At 41.9% G+C, this 19421-nt stretch carries 14 protein-coding genes; 8 read left to right on the forward strand and 6 right to left on the reverse strand.

The features are described 5' to 3' along the window. Window positions 1–14: 14 nt before the first annotated feature. Window positions 15–2426 carry a TonB-dependent receptor gene (locus tag QL989_RS00080; RefSeq protein ID WP_290167252.1) on the reverse strand — a complete coding sequence of 804 codons (2412 nt, stop codon included), beginning with the start codon at window positions 2424–2426 and terminating at the stop codon, window positions 15–17. 310 nt (window positions 2427–2736) lie between these two features. On the opposite strand from QL989_RS00080, the gene QL989_RS00085 reads away from it, so the two are divergent. Both QL989_RS00085 and QL989_RS00090 read left to right on the forward strand, forming a co-directional pair. Continuing rightward, window positions 2737–3231: a transcriptional repressor gene (locus QL989_RS00085; RefSeq protein ID WP_290167253.1), complete on the forward strand. Its 495-nt coding sequence runs from the start codon at window positions 2737–2739 to the stop codon at window positions 3229–3231. Continuing rightward, window positions 3228–3644, forward strand: coding sequence for a MerC domain-containing protein (locus tag QL989_RS00090; RefSeq protein ID WP_290167255.1), 417 nt, complete (start codon window positions 3228–3230; stop codon window positions 3642–3644). The genes QL989_RS00085 and QL989_RS00090 overlap by 4 nt, the downstream gene beginning before the upstream one ends. Window positions 3645–3729: 85 nt before the next feature. Here QL989_RS00090 and QL989_RS00095 read toward each other — a convergent pair whose 3' ends face one another. Continuing rightward, window positions 3730–4632: a homocysteine S-methyltransferase family protein gene (locus QL989_RS00095; protein ID WP_138608602.1), complete on the reverse strand. Its 903-nt coding sequence runs from the start codon at window positions 4630–4632 to the stop codon at window positions 3730–3732. A gap of 166 nt (window positions 4633–4798) precedes the next feature. After that, on the reverse strand, window positions 4799–5044 hold the full coding sequence (locus QL989_RS00100; RefSeq protein ID WP_008112798.1) for a DUF3297 family protein: 246 nt from the start codon (window positions 5042–5044) through the stop codon (window positions 4799–4801). 314 nt (window positions 5045–5358) lie between these two features. Here QL989_RS00100 and QL989_RS00105 point away from each other — a divergent pair, with 314 nt between their 5' ends. The 3 genes from QL989_RS00105 to QL989_RS00115 all read left to right on the forward strand — a co-directional run bounded on the left by QL989_RS00105 (window position 5359) and on the right by QL989_RS00115 (window position 9577). Next, window positions 5359–6942 (forward strand): alkaline phosphatase, encoded by a 1584-nt coding sequence (locus QL989_RS00105; protein ID WP_138608663.1) that lies wholly within the window; start codon window positions 5359–5361, stop codon window positions 6940–6942. An 11-nt stretch (window positions 6943–6953) separates the two neighbouring features. Then, window positions 6954–8744: an alkaline phosphatase gene (locus QL989_RS00110; protein WP_290167262.1), complete on the forward strand. Its 1791-nt coding sequence runs from the start codon at window positions 6954–6956 to the stop codon at window positions 8742–8744. A gap of 119 nt (window positions 8745–8863) precedes the next feature. After that, a complete protein-coding gene (locus QL989_RS00115) occupies window positions 8864–9577 on the forward strand; it encodes a hypothetical protein (RefSeq protein WP_290167264.1) in 714 nt (237 codons plus the stop codon). On the opposite strand, the gene QL989_RS00120 is transcribed toward QL989_RS00115, so the two are convergent. Beyond that, a complete protein-coding gene (locus tag QL989_RS00120) occupies window positions 9552–11447 on the reverse strand; it encodes a monovalent cation:proton antiporter-2 (CPA2) family protein (protein WP_138608607.1) in 1896 nt (631 codons plus the stop codon). The genes QL989_RS00115 and QL989_RS00120 overlap by 26 nt on opposite strands. Window positions 11448–11566: 119 nt before the next feature. Continuing rightward, entirely contained in the window at window positions 11567–13966 is a 2400-nt protein-coding gene (locus tag QL989_RS00125) for a PKD domain-containing protein (protein WP_178956785.1), read from the reverse strand. Window positions 13967–14202: 236 nt separating this feature from the next. On the opposite strand from QL989_RS00125, the gene QL989_RS00130 reads away from it, so the two are divergent. The 3 genes from QL989_RS00130 to QL989_RS00140 are packed head-to-tail and all read left to right on the forward strand — an operon-like array spanning window position 14203 to window position 18392. Further along, entirely contained in the window at window positions 14203–14859 is a 657-nt protein-coding gene (locus QL989_RS00130; RefSeq protein WP_290167270.1) for an ABC transporter ATP-binding protein, read from the forward strand. Further along, window positions 14852–17284 carry an FtsX-like permease family protein gene (locus tag QL989_RS00135; protein WP_290167272.1) on the forward strand — a complete coding sequence of 811 codons (2433 nt, stop codon included), beginning with the start codon at window positions 14852–14854 and terminating at the stop codon, window positions 17282–17284. The genes QL989_RS00130 and QL989_RS00135 overlap by 8 nt, the downstream gene beginning before the upstream one ends. A 7-nt stretch (window positions 17285–17291) precedes the next feature. After that, window positions 17292–18392, forward strand: a complete 1101-nt coding sequence (locus QL989_RS00140; RefSeq protein ID WP_290167274.1) for a lipocalin-like domain-containing protein — start codon at window positions 17292–17294, stop codon at window positions 18390–18392. A gap of 75 nt (window positions 18393–18467) precedes the next feature. Here QL989_RS00140 and QL989_RS00145 read toward each other — a convergent pair whose 3' ends face one another. Beyond that, a complete protein-coding gene (locus QL989_RS00145) occupies window positions 18468–19358 on the reverse strand; it encodes a hypothetical protein (RefSeq protein ID WP_198522154.1) in 891 nt (296 codons plus the stop codon). Between the last annotated feature and the right edge of the window lie 63 nt (window positions 19359–19421).

Raw genomic sequence — 19421 nt, forward strand, 5'->3', positions numbered from 1 at the left:
TAATTTTTTAGCGCTTAAAAGTAACCGCGAATACCTAGTGCAAAGCTACGACCTGGACGTGGCGCTATACTCTTTAAAAATGAGCTATGCACGCGCGCTTCTGTGTCTGTTAAGTTAGTGCCTCGTAGATACACAGACACATCTTGATTTAGCACTGATAAGTCATATGAAACGCTGGCATCAAGCATGGTGTAGCCGTTTGTAGCTGTTTCTTCTGGTGCTGTGCGGTCTTGCTCTTGATAGCGAGTTACGTGGAGGTGCGCACTCAGCTTATTTGTTTGGTAGCTAAACTCAGTACCAAAACGTAGCGGTGGTGTGCGTGGTAAATCGCCACCGTCTTTAAGGCGTGCACGAACGTAATCTGAGAATAAATCTACTTTAAATTCATTGGTTAACTGCCATGCAAATTGGGCTTCAAAGCCATGCAAAATTACGTCATCTGTTTTAAATAAATAAACAGGGAGTTCAGAAGAGTGGTCGTGTTCGTGGGCGTGATCATGGCCTTCTTCATCACCGTGGTCGTGGCCGCTTTCGGCGAATAGGCCTGTGTCGATTTGGTAATAATAATTGTCGACTTGGTTGTAGAAAGCATTAAGAATGAAACCAATATCACCTTGGGTTTTACGAAACGTTAAATCAATATTGTTTGCTGTTTCTAGGTCAAGCGCTTGCTCAGATAAACCAAAATGGCCGTCTTCATGAATATCAAATAGTGCGCCTACTTCATAAGTACCAGTTCCAATGTGAGGGCCGAATGATAATAGCTCAGACACCGAAGGAGCACGCTCAGAACGAGATACCGACAAGCCTAAGTTGTAACTAGGTGCGAAATCCCACACAACACCCGTTGATAAACTGACAGGAGTGAATTCTTGCTCTACGTCAAATACGCGAGTATTGCCGGCATGTTCTTCATGAGCATGATCGTCATGAACACCGGTTTCATCGTGTGCGTGTGCATCTATGTTAGGTAGTAACACGTTATCAGCATCGATGGTTACCCGTTCAACTCGGCCACCTAGTTGCACTAAAAAGTCACCAAAGTGTTTTTCTTCCATCAGTGCTATAGCAAAGCTTTGTGTTTGTGACGGTGGTGTGAATGCCTCAGAGCCTTGCGCTTCAACATCACTGTGTTTGTAATGAAAGCTCAAACCACCATTCCACTGCGCAAACGGGTTATGCATTAAGTCTACGCGTAACTCATTGGTTTCATTTTCAAACGTGGTACCCACTGCGCCATGTTCAATTTCAGCATGTTTGTAATCTGTAAAACCTGCGCGCAGGTTTATTTTATTAAGCCATTTATTATCGAGGTTATACTCGCTTAATAATTGCACCTTAGTTTGCTCTAAATCAGCATATACGCTTTCCTCAGCGCTATTAACATCTTCGCCACCATGGGTGTGGCCTGGAATGCCGTATTGACGATTAAATTGCTCAACAGCTATACCTACAAAACCTTGATCAAATAGATAGCTAGTACCTAAGGTAAAGCCGTCAGACTCTTCATTACTATTTGCAACGGTGTAATCGCCACTATGTTCTTCATGGTCATGGTCGTCATGGGCTAATTCAGCGGCCACGGGTATTTCATAGTCATCGGCTTCACGCCAGAACGCATCAGCATAAAATGCAAAAGAATCAGTTCCTGTGGTAGCGTTAAACGAGGCTACTTTTTGATTATCAACAGAGTTGTGCTCTACATTCCACTCACCGCGAGTAGTGCTATCTGTTGGCACACGGTTATCAACCACATTAACAACACCACCAATTGCGCCGCTGCCATAAAATAGTGTGGCTGGGCCGCGTAATACTTCGATTTGTTTTGCAGTTGAAGCTTCTGATGCGACGGAGTGATCAGGGCCCACTCTTGACACATCACTGACATCGAGGCCGTTTTGAGTAATGAGTACGCGAGGACCGCTTAAGCCGCGAATAATCGGTGTACTGGCTACTTTTGCATGAAAGTTAGTATTAACCCCTGGGAGTTTTTCAAGGCTATCGCCAAGGGTTGCTGCTTGCTGACGTCTTAATTGTTCGCCAGATAACACGCTAACGGGAGACGCGGATTCCATTGCCGACATGTGAATAGGCGTTGCTTCAATATCAATTACTTCGATAGGTGAGCGTTCTAAGTTAAAGGTAATTGACTGGCTTTTATCATCACTAAATGTGATATCTCGATGCAGATGGGCATAACCAGGGGCGGTAATATGAAGCTCTTTTGAACCACTTTTTAAATCAGTTATTACGAACTTACCGCTTGCATCTGTTACTGCTGTTATATCTGAGCCTTCAACTTCTACAGTTGCGTTGGTCACCACTTTACCTTGGTTGTTTAAAACAACACCTTCGATGGTATTTGCAAGCACACTTGCAGGTAATAAAGCAGCTATCAAAACAGCTAATTGAGATTTTCGTGTCATTTGAATTCCTTTGCGAATGTTATATTGTATCAATTGTGCTTGAAATGTTATATTGTATCAATAGTTAATTAACTAAAAATCATTCAGGGCATACAATTTGGCTACATAACCTATATAAATTCAGTGCTTTAAATATTTATTGTCATTGTTTAGGTGTTGTTTGTGGGTGAGTTGTTTGTTGTGAAGCAAAAGTTAGTTGTTACATTTATTTATCTCTAGTTAATACATTTTTAGATAAAACCACAACGGAGGCATTGGCAACAAGGATGGCAAAGTTAAAACGCCAGCTCACTTGGTTAGTGTGGGTAATATGAATAAACAGCAATTTAAAGAGATGGTTGGCTTTGCGATAAAAAGATGTGAAGCCTCTGAAAAAAAATTAACGCCAAAACGCCAGCAGGTATTTGAAATTCTATTGCAAGTAAATAAACCTTTGTCTGCTTATGAGTTAACAGATCAATATAATAAGCAAATAAATACACCGATTTTGGCAATGTCCGTTTATCGGATATTAGGCTTTTTAGAGTCGGTAGGTCTGGTACATAGATTAAAGTTAGAAAATAAGTTTATACCGTGCAGTCACGTTAATGATGATAGAGAGCATCAACTATCGATGTTCTTAATTTGTAGCTCTTGTAATAAAGCAAGTGAGGTGAATGACCTTAACAATTCGGTTAAATCTTTGTTTAGGGAACTGAAAATGAAAGGGTTTACGCCAGCAACTTCGCAATTAGAAATCTCAGGTGTTTGTTTTGGGTGCCAGCAAAGTACCGCTAACACAATTAAAAAGAAGGATAAAAAATGAAGCTGACTCAAACGACAGCAGATAAGTTTGCCATTGGACTTTCGTTAATGTGCACGGTACATTGTTTTGCAACACCGGTTATTTTAGCGCTGTTGCCAAGCCTTGCTGTACTGCAAATAAATGGTGAACAGTTTCATTTATGGATTCTTGCTGCCGTACTGCCAACAAGCTTATTAGCTTTGAGCTTAGGCTGTAAAAAGCACAAACGTATACGTTATATGGCGTGTGGAGTTGTTGGTCTAGTCTTTTTGATAACTGCAGTATTATTAGGCCATGAAGTGGCCGAAAAAACCTTCACTTTAATTGGCTCTGCTTTTATCGCGTTAGCTCATTGGCTTAATTACCAACAGTGTTTTAAAAAGCATGACGAAAAATGCCCGTGTTCAGCAGGTGGATCTGACCAAGTAGCCTAGCAATACAAGGGCTCGATTAGGTATTGGGAATTAATCATTTCAGCTTTTAAGGTTTCTCTATATTTTTGTAGTTAAATAAGGGATATTAAAACTCTTTAATATCCCTTTTCCACTTTACCAATGCTGCAATGAATTCGGGGCCAATACCACAGCAGCCACCAATAATTGTTGCGCCAAGGTTGTGCCATTGCTTGGCAAACGCTACATACTCAGCGGGTGATAAATCGCGGTAACCTTGCGAGCCTTCATTGGCTTTATAGTCGCTGGCTATTGGTGTAAAGCCATTCGCAAAGGCCCCTAAATCAACATTTTTATTCTGCTGTTTTAGCACAGTACTTGTGTCGCGTAGCGCTTGTTCAATGACCTCGGGAATAGAGCAGTTGAAGAATATGCCCGCTATATTATGTTCGAGCAATGCTAAGGTAGCATCGGATACTAATTCACCAGAGCGTAATGTTGCTTGTTCGCTTACTTCATCACTTAAGGTAAATGCGAAATAACATGGTTTGTTTGAATTTTTAAGCACCCTTGCCATTACATGAGCTTCTTCAATACTGGAAATAGTTTCGCCAATCCAAATATCTACATATTCATCTTGTGCTTTATATAGGGTATCTAAAATAGTAAATGCGCGTTCACCTTGGAAAAAATCAGCACGGTACGATCCAAATGCGGGTGGCAATGAACCCGCTACTAGCACGTTTTGTTTAGCGTTTTGAGCCGCTTCTTTTGCAATTACAGCAGCTTGCTGTGCAAGTGCTGCACCTTGTGCTTGATATAATGCTTCACCTAAATGAAAGGGGACACACGCATAGCTATTTACCGTAATAATTTCTGCCCCTGCATTTATAAAAGCTTCATGTGCTTGAGTTACGCATTGTGGTGCTTCTATTAGAGCTTGCGCACTCCAAAGTGGCTGTGAAAACGGCGCGCCCATGCGTTTAAGTTCACGGCCCATGCCGCCATCTAATATTGTTAACCTGCTCATAACGGACTTCTAAACGTCTAAATATTTAAGGTTATTCAAACATATTTTTTGACAATTCATAATGAAACTTCATCAGGTTGAGTATGAAAAAAGTTCAATATGCTTTAAACAGGCACAAAAAAAGCGACTACCCAAAGGTGTCGCTGTTCTTTTTATAAGTAAGCTATTACTTATAAAACGCTTCTACTGTGCCTTTTACTTTCATAAGTAATGGCTGACCGCGACGGTCTAGCGCTTTAGGCGCTGCTACTTTAATCCAACCTTCGCTGATGCAGTATTCTTCAACGTCAAAACGCTCTTTACCGTTAAGAGTAATACCGATTTCATGTTCAAATACTTCTTCTACATAAAATTTGCTACGTGGGTTAATAGACAGTTGATTAGGCAATTCTGGTTTGTTTGTATCAGTCATAATAGTGATCTGCGTTGAATTAATTATGCGCTATTGTAGGCAATAGCAGGCTTATGCTCAAGCAAGAGATCAATAAACTAAGCGGCTTTATTATATTTATATTGTGATGTGCTTTTATAGGACTGTTACATATATTATGAGAAGGGTTAAACAGTCGATGGAAATACAAAAGAGGTTTTATTGATATAAAATTTGGCTGTCACCTTCTTGTCATTAAAATTACCTTTATTAGTAACATCTATTTCCTATAGTGCAGCGGTTGATGTTTTTGAGTTCACACTTTTTAAAATAACCACTACATAACAGGAATTAGGATGAAAATTAAAAAAGTCGCTGCGGCGGTTGGGCTAACATTTATGTTAAGCGCTGCTAGCCATGCAAATGTACTACCACAAAGCCAAATAAATAATAACTGGTATACAAATGCACAAACTACGTTAGCTACTAAAAACACCCAAGCACAAAGTGCACAAGTTACAAAAGCAAAAAACGTGATTTTATTTGTTGGTGACGGCATGGGTATTTCTACCCTAACGGCAGCGCGAATTTTAAAAGGCCAACGAGCAGGCAACCCAGGTGAAGAAGGCTATTTAAGTTTTGAAGAATTTCCATATTCTGCACAAGTTAAAACCTACAACGTAGATGCACAAACTCCCGATTCTGCAGGCACAATGACAGCGATGATCTCAGGTGTTAAAACTGATGTAGGCGTGATTGGTGTAGACGAAGACATTGAACGCGGTGTGTGCTCAACAGTTGCAGGAAACGAGCTTTTAACAGCAACAGAACTGGCTGAAATTAAAGGCCTAGCAACAGGTGTTATTTCTACCGCACGTATTACTCATGCAACGCCAGCGGCAACGTATGCTAAATCGGCAGATCGTAACTGGGAAGACATCTCAGATATGCCCGAGGGCTCAGAAGGCTGTGAAGATATTGCCTCACAGCTAGTTAACTTTGAAAAAAATCTAGAAGCGCGCTTTGTAGGTATTGATGTAGACGGCCTTGATTTTGTAATGGGCGGCGGTCGTCGTCACTTTTTACCAAAAGATGCTGCGGCTAATTCAAGTGACGCAGTGAGCGCTGTTGAAGGTGATCGTACTGATGAGCGCAATCTTGTAACTGAGTGGCAAACACAATATCCAAATGCAACGTACGTTATGGACCAAGCTGGGTTTGATGCTATTGCTGACGATGTAACCCAAGTATTTGGTTTATTTAACGAATCGCACATGCAATACGAAGCCGACCGCAGTAATGACGTGGCAGGGGAGCCTTCACTTACCGACATGACGACTAAAGCGATTGATGTACTGGGTAAAAACGAAAATGGCTTTTTCTTAACGGTTGAGTCGGGCCGAATTGACCACGCACATCATGCGGGTAACGCTTACAACGCACTTAACGACACCATTGAATTTGCCAATGCAGTGCAAGCGGCAATCGATAATACCAACCCAGAAGAAACCCTTATTTTAGTCACTGCCGATCACAGTCACGTATTTACTATTGCTGGTTACCCTAAACGCGGTAACCCAATTTTAGGTCAAGTAGTTGCTGTAGGTCAAACAGTGCCAAGCCTTGCCGCCGACGATATGCCATACACCACGGTAGGTTATGCAAATGGACTGGGTTTTAGAGACTTAGGTGATGAAACTGATGCCGATGCAGCGTACTTAAGCGGCCCAGTCGCTGGGCGTGTTGAGCTAAACGGCGTTGATACAACAACCCCTGGTTTTCACCAAGAAACAACCGTACCACTAGGCTCTGAAACGCATGCTGGTGAAGATATTTCATTGCATGCTAAAGGCCCTGGTGCACAACTTGCTCAAGGTGTAATTGAGCAAAACGTTGTATTTCATCTAATTAACCAAGCACTTGAATTAACTCAGCAATAATGGCGGCGAATATGAAAAAATTAACAGTACTTTCTTTAGCAGTAATGGTCGCGCTAGCGGGTTGTTCAAGTGATGACGATAAAAGTAATAACAACATTATCGCAGTAGATAACGCAATAGCTGTGGGCTCAGCGCAATGTATTAATGGCGGTGTAGAAACGCAAATGGGCGTAGATACTAACGAAAATGGCCAGCTAGATAGCGACGAAGTTAACTCATCTAACCTAGTGTGTAATGCGCCGGCAACGTCGTTAACTACAGATCAATTAGCTAACCTTACAGGTAACGCATGGTATAGCGACGCGCAAACTAAGTTAGCAGCAACGCAGCAAGCTAATACCGAGGTGGTTACTGAGTCGGGTAAGGCTAAAAACGTGATTTTATTTGTAGGCGACGGCATGGGTATTTCTACCGTTACGGCTGCACGTATTTTAGCTGGCCAGCTTGAGGGCGGCATGGGTGAAGATTATCAACTTAGCTTTGAAACCATGCCTTACTCAGGCTTTGTTAAAACTTATAATGTAGATGCACAAACCCCCGACTCTGCAGGCACAATGACGGCTATGGTGTCAGGTGTTAAAACCGATGTAGGCGTCATTGGTGTAGACGAAGATATTGAGCGCGGCAACTGTTCAACCGTTGCCGGTAACGAACTGGTGTCTTCGCTTGAGCTTGCCGAAATTGCAGGTAAAGCAACCGGCCTTATTTCAACGGCGCGCATTACCCATGCAACGCCAGCGGCAACGTATGCTAAATCGGCTGATCGTAACTGGGAAGATAACTCAGATATGCCAGCAGGTTCAGATGCTTGTGAAGACATTGCATCGCAGCTTGTTAACTTTGAAGCCAACCTAGAAGCACGTTTTGCAGGTATTGATGTAGATGGCATAGACGTAGTAATGGGGGGCGGTCGTCGTCACTTTTTACCAAAAGATGCCGCGGCTAATTCAAGTGATGCAATGAGCGCGGTTGAAGGGGATCGTACAGATGGCCGTAACTTAGTTACCGAATGGCAAACAACTTATCCTAACGGCAACTATGTAATGGATCAAACTGGTTTTGATGCCATTAGCGACGATGCAACAAAGGTATTTGGCTTATTTAACGAATCCCACATGCAATACGAAGCCGACCGCGCAAACGATGTAGCGGGCGAGCCTTCGCTTTCGCAAATGACCGAAAAAGCAATTAACGTGCTTGATAACAACGATAAGGGCTTTTTCTTATCGGTAGAAGCGGGACGAATAGACCACGCGCACCACGCAGGCAATGCATATAACGCGCTTAACGATACTATTGAATTTGCTAAAGCCGTTAAAGTGGCGATGGACAGTACTAACCCAGAAGAAACATTAATCGTGGTCACAGCCGATCATAGCCATGTGTTTACCATTGCAGGTTATCCTAAGCGTGGTAACCCAATATTGGGTAAAGTGGTTGGTGTAGGCCAAACCGAGCCAAGCCTTGCCGCCGACGATATGCCTTATACCACCGTAGGTTATACCAATGGTTTAGGTTACAGAAACTTAGGCAATGAAACTAATGCTGACGCCTCTTACTTAGCTGGACCTGTTACAGGACGTGTTGATTTAACAAATGTTGATACAACAACACCAGGTTTTCACCAAGAGTCATTAGTACCTCTTAGTTCAGAAACCCACGCGGGTGAAGATGTAGGTGTATACGCAATGGGCCCTGGCGCTCATTTAGTAACAGGCACTAATGAGCAAAGCTTTTTATTCCATGTAATGGACTTTGCCGCAGATTTTGTAAAAGCGGCGGATGAAAAAGTAGCGCAATAAATCAACTAGCTAAACAAACAGCCCGCATTATGTTGCGGGCTTTTTTGTGTCATACAAATGCCATTATTAAGCGTTATTTTAGAGTCATAAAGTAATGTTTAACCGAGAGATTACCCCCAATGAAAAAGTTATTATTTATGCTTTCAGCACTGGCCAGCACGAGTGCGCTCGCCCAGCAGTGCGACATTGATGCTGCGCAACTAAAAGCCGACTATAAAATTACCAATCAGCACAAATCGCAGCACAGCACCCAGTCACTTACTCTTTGGCGAAACAATCAGCAGGTGGCGCATCAAAGTGAAACACTAACCGAGCTTTGGCAGCAGCTAAGTAATAACCAGCTTCGTCCTATTCGTTACTTTAATGCCGAACAACGCGGTATTGAGTACCAACCATCGGAGGTACGTGGAGTGCAAAATTGGAGTGCTAAAAGTCAGCTGGTGGATAACCATTTAATTGCAAAAATGACCCTAGTCAGTTCACAAGGTGAGGGTTGTAATGAGGTAAAAAATTACGTGCTTAATGAGGGCGATAACCAATTTAAGCTGGCTTTTCTCCCGCAAGCAAAATTAGTTAAAACTTTTAGTGTGACCAATAAAAAAAGTGATACTCAAACCTTGCTTAGCTTAAATGATGTAAACAGTGATACACCTGCAATTAAGGCTCAGTTTGCAAAATGGGATAACTTTCAAACCACCGATTACGCCGATATTGGCGATAACGAAAGCGATCCATTTTTAGCTAAAATGATTAATCTTGGCTTTATAGAGCACGGCGCCACCGGTTTTTATAACCAGCAAGGTGAGGCTATTCAAGGTGGGCATCATCATTAGCGTTTTTTGGCTTAACCGTGTTTTCGGTTAAGCCATTTTCATAGTCGTTGGCATCACAGGTATTTAAGTCTTGTCGTGCTTGTTTGTCTTGTTGTAATACTTGCTTTAAATCTTCCATACGTTGGCGCACAGCCACACCATAACTGGCATCATCACCCCATAACTCGGCTAGTTGCAATACGGCAGCACGGTCGTGATCTCTAAATAACTTACCAGCACGCTCAGCATCTTCTTTACTATTACCAAGCAATTGCAATGATTCTATGGCTAAGTTTATGGCTGAGTCGACGGTTTCGCGGTTAAACGCATCTACTTTTAAATTAAGTAATTGATATGCATGGCGGCGATCTATGGCACGCGCTACTATTTTTAATTGTGGGTAGTTTTTATGCGCGAGCTTAATAATCTCAATAGTTTTATCAGGGTTATCAATTGCTACTACCAACATTTGTGCTGTGTGCGCGCCTGCGGCTTCAAGCAGTTCTTGGCGTGCCGCATCACCATAAAATACGGTATTACCAAAGCGGCGCAGCAGTTCTATTTGGCTTGGGCTGTGATCAAGTACGGTAATTTCGTAGCCTTGCGCATGTAATAAACGCCCCATTATTTGTCCAAAACGACCGTATCCGGCAATGATCACATGTTTGGCTGTGCTTATTTGTTCTGGTTTATCAAACTCAGGTGCTGTGGTGCTATAGTTGCGCTTTTGAATTTGCTCATACAGCATAAGCAGTAAAGGTGCTATTAGCATGGAAACGGCAACCACAAGGGTAACTAAATTAGTTTGCTCTGGGGTTAAAATACTCAAGGTGGTTGTTACACTAAGCAGCACAAAGGCAAACTCGCCGCCCTGAGCAAGGGCTAAGGTAAATAGAAGTTGTTGTTTACGGCTAATATTAAAAGCAATTGCCAAGGCAAATAAAATACAGGCTTTAATGGTAATTAATAACACCACTAATGCAATCACGGTACTGAATTGGTTAAATAGCAATTCAAAATTAATTGATGCGCCAACCGTGATAAAAAATAATCCCAGTAATAAGCCTTTAAAGGGCTCTATATCGGCTTCTAGCTCGTGTCTAAATTCACTTTCGGCCAATACAACACCGGCTAAAAAAGTACCGAGTGCGGGCGATAACCCAATACTTTGCATCACCAGCGAAATAGCCACCACTAAAAACAATGCAAAAATAGTGAATATTTCACGCATGTGGGTTTGTGCTATGTATCTAAATAATGGTGCCGAAACATATTTACCGCCAGCAATGATAGCGGCAATAACAGCAACAGAAACCCCTACTTGCTGCCAAATAGGCCAGCTAGCAATGATGGAGTCGTTAATGTCTTTTGAGTTACCTTGTGGTGCAAAAGCGAGTAGCGGAAGTAGCGCTAAAATAGGAATAATCGCAATATCTTGAAATAATAAAACCGAAAATGCATTTTGCCCAGCTTCTTGTTTTAGCCAGCCTTTTTCTTCAAGGCTTTGCAGCACAATAGCAGTTGAAGACAGCGCGAGCATTAAACCAATAGCTAAAGCCGTTTGCCAATGCATGGCAAAAAACCAATAACAAAAGGCAAAAATAGCCGCTGCACTTAGTACCACCTGTAATCCGCCAAGCCCTAATATTGAGTGGCGCAGAGTCCACAAACGCGAAGGTTGCAGTTCAAGGCCAACTAAAAATAACATCATCACAACGCCAAATTCGGCAAAGTGCATTACATCAGTTTGGTCGCCTACGACACCTAATGCATATGGGCCTATCAAAATGCCTGCAATTAAATAACCTAGCACAGAGCCAAGTCCAAGTCGTTTTGCTATGGGAACTGCAACAATGGCAGCAGCTAAGTAAATTAAAGCTATTTCTAACACGTGCTTACCTTATTAACGTTGAGATAAATAGCATGGCTTAGGTGCGTATAAAATACAATGAGTTATGTGGATATATGCTGTTATTTGTTGTGTGCGTTTTAAAAACGCACACAACAAGGCTAAATATTACATATGTTTATAATAGCTGATCTTGGATCGTCAGACGCTGAATAAAAAATAGTAATAGGCCAATTATAAGTGTTCTCAACGTTGCTTTCGGTTACCGTCACCTCAAATTTAGCAGTTGCTGGTAGGTCTATAAGCAGTTCGCTATCTAGGTAGGTGCTTCCTGATTTTTGCAAAACGAGTGCCTGAGTTTGGTTAAATTGATATTCAAAACGTGCAGAGGCTAGCAGTGTTTCGGTCATGTTAAAGTTTACGTTAATGGTATCTGGCCCGGTAAACTCAGGACATACAAATACGGTAACCTCCACGCTTTGAAATACGGGTAAACTGTTTTGTTCTAAGTCTATCGTAAAGTTATTTTGGGTAATTGCGGGAGAGTTATAGATGGCATTAGCAAGGCGCGGATCGTTGCTGGTTATAGTAATGTTTTCACCTTCAGCTAAGTTAAGTGTTTCGTTAAACTGACCTGCGCTATTTGTGGTGTACGGCACATTGTTAATTGTGAGTTTGGCATTACTAATTGCGGTTCGTTGCACGTTGGTAATTTGCCCTTTTATGTTGCCCGTTATTTGCGATGAATTAGTAGCTGTAACCGAAAACTGAGTAATGGCTTGGTAGTTGTCAGCATCAGTTACCGTGAAAGTTAAGATATAGTTACCAGTTAGATCGGGTGTTAATTCGGTTATGTTTTGGTTGGTGCTACTTAAACTAGCAGATGAACCTGTTGGTGTAGAGAGCTCCCATTCATAGCTAAGCGCGGTGCCCTCTGGATCATAGCTTTGGCTTGCATCAAAGTTAACGGTGCTACCAACGGTGCTGTAGCGAGCTTTATCACCGGTATGAATAATAACGGGCTTGGCGTTTTGTGTAACATTAATAGTGAGTGTTTGTGTGTCTGAAAACTGCTCACCATCATTGGTTTTAAGTGAAACAACAACTTGCCCTTCTGCTGGCGCGCTAAGCGTGGGGGCTGAGCTACTTGTACTGCTTAATACAGCTTGATTTGACGACGAAACTATTTCCCAATGGTAACTTAAAACTGCGCCTTCGGGGTCGTAACTGGCTGAGGCATCTAAAGTGACTTGCTCATTAACACTAATTGAAGACTTGTAACTTACTAGAGTAACTGGTTTTTTATTATCCTTTGTATGCAGCACCGAGGTTACTTGTGGTGAGCTGAGTTCACCGTCAGATACAACTAGGGTAACAACGTAATCGCCTTCAACATCAGCAGTAAGCGAAGGGGTAGCCGATGTGCTTTGCTGTAATTGCGCAGTGCTACTTTCAGGTTTTGCTTGCAGTTGCCAGTTGTAAATTAGAGGGTCGCTATCGGGGTCGCTACATTGTAGGCATTGTAGGGTAGTTAATGTATTTAAGGTTATATCAGTTTGCTCTGCAAGAACGGCAATAGGCGCTTTGTTTTCGGTGGTAACGCTTAAGGTTACTTGCGCGGTATCACTTAGATTACCTTCATCGGTTACGCTTAGGGAGATTGTGTACTCACCCAATTCATTCGATGCAAAGCCTGCATTTTTGGCAATTGCATTCGATAAGCTTGGGTCGCTGTTCTCAGGCTTAGAGGTTATTGCCCATTGATAACTTAGCGTGTCGTTTGCATCTGGATCGGTACTTTGTTCACCATTTAATGTTACGAGTTGGTTGGGTGAAAGTGTACTGTTTTGAACTGAAATAACAGCGTTTGGCGCAGAATTTACAGCAAGCTGCTCACTTTTTATAAGTACGTTACTATTAGCGGTATCACCAATTGAGTTAGTAATAGTTAATTTAACGCTGTATTCGCCTAGTTTATCAGCAACAAATTGGCTGTTAACGCGGGTGCTATTTTCAAGTTGTGCAGCGCTTGATGTAGGTGTTTTGATAAATTGCCATTGGTAGCTATTAATTACCGCATTAGTAGCGGTGCTTTGTGCTGCTGTTAATTTAACTACATCACCTTGTTTTACGGTTTGTGTGCTGCCTGCGTTTGCAATGAGCTGTGCGTTTGAGGTAACGGTAATTTGTTTGCTTACTACCGAGCTTGAAATTTTGCCGTCGTTCACAATCAGCTTTAAGGTGTAATTTTGCGCTTGTGCTACCGAAAACGTCACAGTGCGTTGGTTGTTAGTATTAAGCGGTATGTTTTGTTGCTCGTCTGCGCTAAGGAGTTGCCACTGGTATGTGAGTGTATCGCCGTCAGGATCGCTACTATTTGCAGCACTAAAAGTAATGGGTGTATTGGTTTTATATTCTGATTGTTCAGTGCCAATAACAGCCACTGGTTGTGCATTTGTGCTAACTGGGGGAGTGACTTGCTTAGTTTCAGAGCTGCCTGAACCACCACACCCGAGAAGTGTGAGTAAAGTGGGTAATATAATTAAAAGTATCCGTTTCATATTAATATCCTTATAAAATTAAACATTAATATGTACCTAAAAAAGAAATAAAGCAAAAAAAAACAAAGTTTTTTGTCGCTCTTTAGTGATTTGGTTTTTAGTTACTGGTTTAGTTAAGTAAACGCGCTTATTGCGTGTAAAAAATCAACCGAAAACCCACTTAAGTGAACGCATTACTGTTATGGTATCGTTTATATATCGAGCCATATTTTTATTACAGGAATAACCTTTTCTTTATGATTTCGCTAAATAATGTATTTTTTACTCGCCAAGATGGTGGCTTGAAACGACAAATAATTAATGATTTATCGTTAACTATTTTACCCGCTGCACACATTGCCTTACTAGGTGATAGTGGCTCGGGCAAAACAACATTATTAAATTTATTAGCCGGTTTACTGTCTCCAGATGCTGGAACTATTACGGTTAATGAGCAAAAAATTAGTGAATTGAGTGCTAATGAGCTTGCGCTTTATCGGCGTAAAATAGGTATTATTTTTCAGCATTACCAATTACTCAGCCCGTTAAATGTAAAAGACAACATATGCTTTCAAGCAAGGCTTAATGGGTTATCGCCTAGCGACGATGAAGTAAATACGATGGCTAAAAAACTGGGTTTAGAAGGCAAGCTTACAGCAATGCCTGAGCAACTCTCTGGTGGGGAGCAACAACGAGTGGGCATAGGCCGTGCGCTATTAAATAAGCCTAAGTTATTATTGGCTGATGAACCTACGGGTAACCTTGATGCCGCTCGTTCACTCGATATAGTTACGCTATTAAAAAGCCTGTGCGAAGAGCAGCAAATAATACTTATTATGGTCACTCATAGTCAGCGATTGGCCGACCAGTTTACTACGCAATTGTTTTTAAAAGATGGCCAAATTAATGGCTGAGCTTAAACTTATATTAATAACGTATATGCAGTTTTATCGCCGCCATGTAGGGCTGTTATTACTGTTTTTTATTGGCTTTAGTTTGGGCGCGGCGCTACTTACTGCAATACAGGGCTTAAACTTAGAGGCCGGTAAGCGCTATCAACAAACCACAGCACTAATTGCAAACCCAGTGACGCATTTTGTACGCCCAGTGCTAGGTGAAAACAGGTTGCCCAACAGTATGTGGTCGCGTATTAGGGCGGCTGGCTTTACGCAGGTTCAACCGGTTTTAGAGGGCGTAATTGAAACCAATGAGCAGCAAAAGCTCGCGCTTAGGGGCGTCAATTTATTGCAGTGGCTTACAGAAAATACCGGCGGCTCAGCATCAACAACCAACAAGCGTTATTCTGGGTTTGAACAGTTACTAAATACTGTTTATATCGATCCTAAATTAATACAGCGGCTAAATTTAAAAAACAGCCGTATTAATATAAACATGGGTGATGCCACACGCACTTTAGCTGTAAGCGAATTACAAGGTTTAGGCATGACCATGCTGGTGGACATTAGCCTTGCTGATAAATTACTGCGCGCAAATGGGGTAATTAGTTACTTTGAAGTAAGTGGCTTAAATAATAAACAAGTAGCCCAATTAAACCTATTGTTAGGCGATCAAGCACGCCTTGAAGCTGCGCAAGAGCAGGCTTTTGATGCGCTCTCTGAGGCTTTTTTCTTTAATTTACAAGCGCTGGCTTTGTTAGGTTATGTGGTGGGTGCGTTTTTAAGTTTTAATGCAATTAAACTTGCGTACAATGCGCGCGCTCACTTACAGCAGCAAATGTGGGTGCTGGGTTGTCAACGGTCGGCGTTAATTAAAGCGCTGGTTATTGAATTAACGGTGCTTAGTTTTTTTGCTGCGTTATTAGGTGCGTTACTAGGCGCGGCACTGGCAAACACCTTAGTTATGGATGTATCGGCGACTCTGAGAGGGCTCTACCAGCTAGACAGAAGCTTTGTAGTAAGCCTTGATAGCAGCATGATTGCTAGCGGCTTTTCACTTAATGTTGTTGTTTTGTTGGGGTTTTTGGCCAGCCAATCGGCTCGATTAAGTACTTTTTGTGCGCGTATTAAATGGCTAATGTTTGCGTTAGCTATTTTTGCAGCCAGCTACTTAGCGTTAACGGCAAATACCAAAATAAGTGCCTTATTGCTGTGTGTTTGTGTGCTACTGCTCTTTTTTGTAATTACACCACCGGTAGTTAAAGCCGTTTTTAAACTGCCATGGCCAACACAAAACCCGATTATTCAGTGGTTAAAAGCCGACAGCCTAGTGCAGTTACCTGCATTACTAAGCTCTGTACTCGCTATTTTAATGGCGATGGGAGCCGCCGTAGGTATGCAAATTATGGTTGGCAGTTTTAGCGACACCTTAGATACACACCTTGAAAAACGCCTAAGCGCTGATTTATACGTAAGGCCCGATCAAAACATTCAAGCGTTAGGGGCTAAGTTGCGTGAACTCCCTGAGGTCGAAAAAGTAGGCGTATATTGGTCAGCTAAAAGTGAGCTTAAAGCACCTAAAAATACGATAGCTGTTGATGTTATGGCATTTGGTGCAACAGCCAGCTACAACCAACACCTTACTTTGTTAAACAATAAAGCACCTACATCTGCTGCAGTATTTGAAAAGAACAAAAACGGGGTTGTGGGTTGCTTAGTGAACGAACCCGCCTTGCTGCAGTATTCGCTTAAAGTAGGTGATGTAATAACCCTAAAACAGCATATTAATACACTAACGTGCCAAGTACGTGCTGCCTATTTTGATTACGGCGAGCAAGGGTTAAATGTTGTTGTAACAACTAATGCATTATTGAATAGCAGCTTAAATTACACCGAGTATGGTTTATCGCTTTGGTTAAAGCCCCATAGTGACGTTGACGCCATAGCCGAATATATTCAAAAACAGCACCAATTAGATAGCCAACAAGTCATTGCTAATCAGCAGTTTAAACGCTTTGCAAAACAGCTATTTGGTAAAACTTTTTATGTTACTCAGGCGCTTAATATATTTATTATGCTGATTGCATTATTTGGTATGTGGGTAAGCTTTTTAACTTTAGGGCGAGGGCAATTACAGCCCATGGCGGTATTACAAACGCTGGGTGTCACACAACAGCAATTATTGGGAGCAAAAGTACTGCAAGCTGCACTTATTATTTTAACCACCTTGTTATTAGCTATACCATTGGGGCTTAGCCTTGGATGGGTACTATTAACTTACGTCATGCCAATTGCCTTTGGTTGGACCATGGCCATGACCGTTAATTGGCTACAGTTAGGTGGCTTTACGGTGCTTATGTTTATGTTAGCTTTATTTGTGAGCGCGTTACCGCTGATAAAATTAACGCGAAGCGCCGTTGCCGATAATGTTGCCAAGCTATAGGACTTACATGAATAGACTAAAAGCAGCTGTTACCTTTATTTTTATTGGCGCATTAAGCGCGTGCCAGCCCGAAGCAGAGCAAGTAAATCAAGATAAACCAATGCATAGCGGGTTTGCACAACAATTTGGTGAACCTGTAAACAAAAATCAAGGATTGAGCTTTCCACGTGATCATGGGGCGCATCATCAACAAGGAATTGAATGGTGGTACGTGACTGCTAATTTAAAGGCAGATAATGGCGACACCTTTGGTGTGCAATGGACTTTATTTAGGCTCTCGGTTGATGAGCAAAGCACACAAACAGAACCATCACCTTGGTGGAATGGGCAGCTTTACTTTGCTCACTTTGCAATACAAACCGATTCACAGCATCAAGCGTTCGAAAAATATGGCCGATTGGGGCAAGTAAATATAACAGCGCAGCCATTTGAAGCTCGCCTAGATGATTGGCAGTTAGCAAGTAAGGATGCAACATTTTTACCGCTCAGTTTAAAGGCGCAGCAGGAAAATTACAGTGCTAACCTGGTGCTGGCTAATAGCCCACTTGTAAAACATGGCGAGCAAGGTTATAGCCAAAAGACTCACCAGGGGCATGCCTCTTACTATTACAGCTATCCGTTTTTACACGCACAAGGCGACATCACATTTGCGGGTAAAACTTTTAAAGTAACTGGAGATGCTTGGTTAGACAGAGAGTGGTCTTCGGCGCTAATCGATCCTACCCAAAATGGTTGGGACTGGTTTAGCATTCAGGCTGATGATAAAAAACAGGGGGGCTTAATGGCATTTTGTATTCGTAATGGTCAACAAAGTTATGACTACTGCAGTGCATCGCACATTACGCAAAGTGGAATTGTGCGCGCCATTGCAAATGACGACGTGACCTTACAGGTATTAAAAACATCTGAGCTTACAGCCCAAACAACGCCCTGTAGTAAAACCTACCCAGTTAAGTGGCACCTCAAGGTTAAAGGGTTTGAGCCAATTATAATTGAAGCACGTAACCCCGATTCACGAAATCAATTGAGCATTCCCTACTGGGAGGGGCGAATTAAAACTCAAGGCGGTTTTAAAGGTAAAGGTTATGCAGAACTAGTTGGTTATTAGCGGGCTATAAAATGGCTTTCAAAAAGAAATGCACTTAAGCCAAGGTTAAGTGCATTTTATTAAGGGCTCAGTATATTAGTCTAGCTTTACTGAACCAGAGATATTATCGATGCTAACATCGCCAGAGCCTGCTTCTGTAATTGTTAGCCCTTTAGCATGATTAACGCGAATATCGCCAGAGCCATCTTCAATGGTAACGCTTGCATCAACATGTTCAATGGTTAAGTCGCCCGAGTTATCTTCAACGTCGACAGCGCCATTAATATGTTGTATTGCTATGCTTCCCGACCCGTCTTCAACAGTTAATGTACCACGTACATTGCTTACATTCATATCGCCTGAGCCATCATCAATATTTGCATTGCCATTAACGTTATTAATAGTAATGCTGCCCGAACCATCGTTAAGATCTAGATTGCCAGTGATGCTTTGAAGAGAAATATCGCCCGAGCCGTCGTCTATGTTTAGGTTTTTAGCGCCATTGATTGATAAGCTGCCAGAGCCATCTTTTACATCAATATTATTTTTCATGGCGTTAATAGTTATGTCGCCTGAGCCATCATCAATATCTAGCTCAAGATTGTTAGGGACGGTGACCACTAAATTAATGCTTGGCGATTGGCCGCTGTAAAAGCTAATACCATTATTACTTGTATTTTGGGCAACAAGCTTTGCTTTAGTGCCACTTTGATCGAGTGTGAGTTCGTATTCGTCGTCAATATCGGCTGTGTAAATAGTGGCGTCAACATTAATACTGGTTGCTGTTGATGAGCCCATTATTTTAAGTGAACCTGCGCCGCTTAATACGTCTAGGTATTCAAGGTTATTGCTAGGTAATGTAAGTTGTTGTGTTTGTTTTACCGATGCAACGCTTGGCGAAATATGAAACACGCAGCCACTTAATAATAAAATACCGCTAATTAGCGAAAGTGGTTTAGCAATGGTAGATACAGTTGATGAGCTCATGGTTAGTCCTTTTAATGTGACGTTATTTGTTAATATAACAAGACTAGAGCAATAATGGGGCCT

The sequence above is a fragment of the Pseudoalteromonas sp. APC 3224 genome (assembly GCF_030407535.1).
GTDB lineage: Bacteria > Pseudomonadota > Gammaproteobacteria > Enterobacterales > Alteromonadaceae > Pseudoalteromonas.